Raw genomic sequence first — 4469 nt, 5'->3', positions numbered from 1 at the left:
ATGTAAATATATCAAATTCAAATATATCAAATGATCAAATGTAAATATATCAAATGCAAATATATCAAATGATCAAATGTAAATATATCAAATGCAAATATATCAAATGCAAATATATCAAATGCAAATATATCAAATGCAAATATATTAAATGCAAATATATTAAATGTAAATATATCAAATACAAATATAATGTGCAAATATAATATGCGTAATGATATTGGTTGTAAATTTTTATACGATAAGATATTAATAAAAATATATGATATAATAGGGAAAATATGAAGAATACACAACAATTGGCGGATAGGCGCGAAGCGTCGTTTCTGCGGTACGTGCCCGGAAAGAGGGGGTGCAGGGGGAGAAAAACGGGCTTCGTAACTTTGAGTGCTTTCTCCCCCTGCGGTGTTTTCTCAGCTTTTCAAAGCCAATAAACAAAAAAATAATTCAATAAAAGAAAAACATACACTACTTGCGGGATGCGATGAAGTCAAGAACTTCATCTCTTTCAGGCATTACGCGGAGTGCTCCCTTCTTTGTTGTGATGAGAGAAGCTGCTGCATTTGCAAAAGTAAGCAGCTCTGCGAGATTTTCGTCAGTGAGATCCTCAAGACCGTGTTCCAGCACATAATTCAGGGTGCTTGCACAGAAGGTGTCTCCTGCACCGGTGGTTTCAATGGTTTTTTCCTGAAGGAAAGGAGCAGCCTCGACCTTCCGTCCGCGATAATAAGCGCGGCTTCCGTCTTTTCCCATTGTGATCAGCACAAGCGGGATATGATATTTTTCTTCGATAAGGGCAGCACCCTTGTCATAATCTGTTGTGTCAAAAAGAAATTCCACTTCATTATCAGAAATCTTCAGTACATCACAGCGTTCCATGCCGTATTCAATCTCTTTGCGGGCATCGTTCAGATCCTTCCAGAGTGGAGGGCGTAAGTTCGGGTCAAAGGTGATGATGCATCCGGCTTCTTTTGCCACGTCAAGAGCATAGCGGGTTGCTTCACGGACACCCTCATGTGTGGAAGAAAGCGTGCCGAAATGGAAGATCCTGGAATTGCGGATCAGATCGGCATCTACCTCATCCTTTGTCAGCATCATATCTGCACCTGGATTACGGTAGAAAGAAAAATCACGGTCTCCGTCCGGGTAAGTATGTACAAAAGCAAGGGTAGTATGAATTTCATCGTCCATGACAAGATTTCTGGTATCAATGCCGCATTCTTCTACGGCAGCCTTCAGCTGCTTGCCGAACATGTCGTTTCCGACCTTTCCGATAAATGCAGTTTTTTTGCCAAGACGGTTCAGCATGGCAAGAACGTTACAGGGAGCTCCGCCCGGGTTTGCCTCGAAAGTGGGGTTTCCCTGGGAACTGTCACCGTTTTCTGTGAAGTCGATCAGAAGCTCGCCGAGAGCTGTTACATCATACTGTCTGTTTTCCATTGATGATTCCTCCTGATAAGTTATTTGTTTCATATTCTGCTTCATATTATAATCGTTACACATGATTTTGGGAAGAACCAAATCGAATTATTTTCTGTTCTGTTACCGGTTACTTGTGGTGCTTTTTGCGAAGATTAGAACTGTTATCTTTATTTTTCTGTAAAATGGTGGTAAACTTAGTCTATAAAACAACAAATATGATGGAGGAGACGATTATGGCTGATAAAGCGTATGAATATATGGATTGGCCCCGGATCGAGGCGATCGTTTATGGGGAGGAGGCATCACCTCGTGATGTGATGCAGCCAAGGGTAACAGAGGATGGCGTTCTGATCCAGGGATTTTTTCCGGGAGCGGATGCTGCAGAGGTTGTTGTAGGGGAAAAGAGTTATCCGATGATCCTGGAAGATGAGGCTGGTTATTATGCTGTAATGCTTCCACTGAAAAGGATTCCGGAATATCGTTTCCGTGTGATAAGAGGAAGCAGGAAAGAGACTTTTTACGATGCGTATGAATGTCCATGCCAGATCACGGAAGAGGAGGAACGAGCTTTTTGTGCCGGTGTCTATTACAAGGCATATGAGAAGCTGGGAGCGCATCCGGGGACCTGTGGCGAGGTAGAAGGAACATATTTTGCTGTCTGGGCACCCAATGCAATCCGTGTCAGTGTGGTCGGTGATTTTGACAGGTGGGATGGAAGGCGTCTTCCGATGCATCGGATGCCAATGTCCGGAATTTTTGAGATTTTTGTTCCAGGTGTAGAGGCAGGGGCCTCTTACCAGTATGAGATCAAGATCAAAGGCGGCGATGTACAGCGGAAGTCTGATCCTTACGGAAATGGAACTCAGGGAGCGCCGTCTGTGATTTCTGTTGTAACAGAGCTGGGGGATTTTTTATGGCAGGATGAAGCGTGGATGAAGGAACGTGAAAGGTTTGCCAGCCGTGAAGTTCCGGTTTCTATTTATGAAACGGATGTAACAGAGTGGAAAAACAGTGGTGAACTGGTGGAGTTTCTGAAGGAAACCGGTTATACGCATGTAGAATTTCATCCGGTGATGGAGTATCTTGACCGAAGTTCAGGAGGATATTCTACGTCTGCGTATTATGCTGTGACTACCCGTTTTGGGACTGCGGCAGATTTCCGGACACTGGTGGAGGATCTTCATCAGGCAGGGATTGGCGTGATCCTGGACTGGACACCGGCTCAGTTTCCGCGGTTTGATGCAGGGCTTGAGAAATTTGACGGAACTCCTCTTTATGAAGTACAGGATCCGGCTATGGCCGTTCATCCGATGTGGGGCACCATGCTTTATAATTACGGAAGTCCTATGGTCAAAGATTTTCTTATTTCCAATGCGTTTTTCTGGCTGGATGAATTTCATGTGGACGGACTTCGGATGGATGATGTAGATGCGATGCTGTATCTGGATTTTGGAAGAGAGGCGGGACAGTGGACGGCTAATCTTTATAGTTCCAATGAGAATCTTCAGGCACTGGAGTTTCTGAAGCATCTGAATTCTATTGTGAAGAAGCAGTATCCGGGGATTCTTCTGATCGCACAGGAGGATGGTTTATGGCCGCAGCTTACAGACAGTGTGGAGAATGATCATCTGGGGTTTGACTATAAATGGAGTGGTGGCTGGACAAAGGATCTTCTTTCTTACCTGGAAGCAGAGCCTTTGGACAGACGAAATTATTATGATCAGCTGACGCTTTCCATGATATATGCATATAGTGAGCATTATGTACTGACTCTGGGGAAGAGAGATGTGGGTACGTTAAAAGAGTTTCTGGAGAAGCTTCCGGGATCTTCAAGGCAGAAGGATGCTCAGCTGCGTGCTGCGTATGGCTATCTGATGCTTCATCCGGGTGTGAAGATGACAGCGCCGGATGGGGATGTGGGGCCGGAAATGAGGGCGTATCTGCATGATCTGAATGAACTTTACAGGAATCATCCGGCGTTGTATGCAATGGATGGTAATTCGGATGGGTTTGAGTGGATCCAGTTTACCAGCTATGATGAGAATGTGGTTGCGTTTCTTCGTAAGACGGAAAAGCAGGAAGAAACGATTCTTGCGGTGTGTAATTTTTCACCGGTATCTTATGACAGTTACCGGGTTGGTGTGCCTTTTGCGGGGAAATATAAGGAAATTTTCAACAGTGACAGTGAAAAGTTTGGCGGACAGGGTGTGGTGAACGCACGGGCGAAAGCGGCTATTCATATGGAGTGTGATAACAGGGAGTTTTCTTTGAAGCTGAAGCTTCCGGCTTATGGTGTGGCGGTATTTGGGTGTACACCGGAGAAGGGGGATGTGAAGAAAAACTCTGTGAAGAAAGGAAATGTGAAAAAGACTGTGGGGAAAAGCAGGGGAAAGCGTATGGATAAAGCGAAAATGACGGTGGTTGAAAAATCTGTGGCTGTAAAGGATGCGGTAAAGGTTGTGAAACGGGTGGCTTCTCGCAGGAAGGGGGCTTCCGGGGATAAGTGATGGTTTGTGAATTAAATGGGAATATGGTTGGGGTGATTGGAGGGTAAGGATTTGAGTGGATTGTAGGAAAAAGTGCTTGCATTTTTTGTAAAATACGGTATAATATCAGTTGTGTTTAGCACAAGCTGGAATAGCTCAGTCGGTAGAGCACTTCACTCGTAATGAAGGGGTCGTGAGTTCGAGTCTCATTTCCAGCTTATATATGACTGATGGGAGTCCGGCGTCTTTGGAATATGAAGATGCCGGGCTTTTTTTGGGTGTGTATGGATGTGGTTGAGGGACGTCAGAGGAAGGTGGTATCGCTCGGTGGATGCAGTCGGGGATGCTTTTGAGGTTTTGTGAGAAGGATGGAGAGGGACGCCAGAGGAAGGTGATATCGCTCCGGGGGTGGATGCAAGCGGGGATGTTTTTGAGGTTTTGAGAGGTGGATATGGTTGAGGGACGCCAGGGGAAGAAGGCATCGCTCCGGGAGTGGATGCAGTCGTGGATGTTTTTGAGGTTTTGAGAGGTGGATGTGGTTGAGGGACGCCAGAGGAAGGT

General features: G+C 45.3%; 3 protein-coding genes and 1 tRNA gene. 3 read left to right on the top strand and 1 reads right to left on the bottom strand.

The window, feature by feature from the left end; translation table 11 throughout:
• The first annotated feature begins 84 nt into the window (after positions 1 to 84).
• Complete coding sequence (locus tag NE671_RS16225; RefSeq protein WP_114002136.1) at positions 85 to 285, top strand: pentapeptide repeat-containing protein; 201 nt, start codon at positions 85 to 87, stop codon at positions 283 to 285.
• A 183-nt stretch (positions 286 to 468) separates the two neighbouring features.
• Here NE671_RS16225 and NE671_RS15620 read toward each other — a convergent pair whose 3' ends face one another.
• Positions 469 to 1440, bottom strand: coding sequence for a carbohydrate kinase family protein (locus NE671_RS15620; RefSeq protein WP_022427213.1), 972 nt, complete (start codon positions 1438 to 1440; stop codon positions 469 to 471).
• Between the two features lie 215 nt (positions 1441 to 1655).
• Between NE671_RS15620 and glgB the strand changes: the two genes are divergently transcribed.
• Together glgB and NE671_RS15610 are read left to right on the top strand one after the other, a co-directional pair.
• Complete coding sequence (glgB, locus tag NE671_RS15615) at positions 1656 to 3929, top strand: 1,4-alpha-glucan branching enzyme (protein ID WP_256164158.1); 2274 nt, start codon at positions 1656 to 1658, stop codon at positions 3927 to 3929.
• A 124-nt stretch (positions 3930 to 4053) separates the two neighbouring features.
• Positions 4054 to 4126 (top strand) — tRNA-Thr (locus tag NE671_RS15610).
• Positions 4127 to 4469 lie beyond the last annotated feature (343 nt).

Origin of the sequence: Blautia sp. DFI.9.10 (assembly GCF_024461705.1) — a bacterium.
Taxonomy (GTDB): Bacteria; Bacillota; Clostridia; order Lachnospirales; family Lachnospiraceae; genus Blautia_A; species Blautia_A fusiformis.
This window is presented reverse-complemented; position numbering and strand designations above follow the sequence as displayed.

What these genes read in the sequence shown, in the direction of transcription:
- NE671_RS15620 (WP_022427213.1), bottom strand. Translation starts at nt 1,440, where the DNA reads ATGGAAAACAGACAGTATGATGTAACAGCTCTCGGCGAGCTTCTGATC.
- glgB (WP_256164158.1), top strand. Translation starts at nt 1,656, where the DNA reads ATGGCTGATAAAGCGTATGAATATATGGATTGGCCCCGGATCGAGGCG.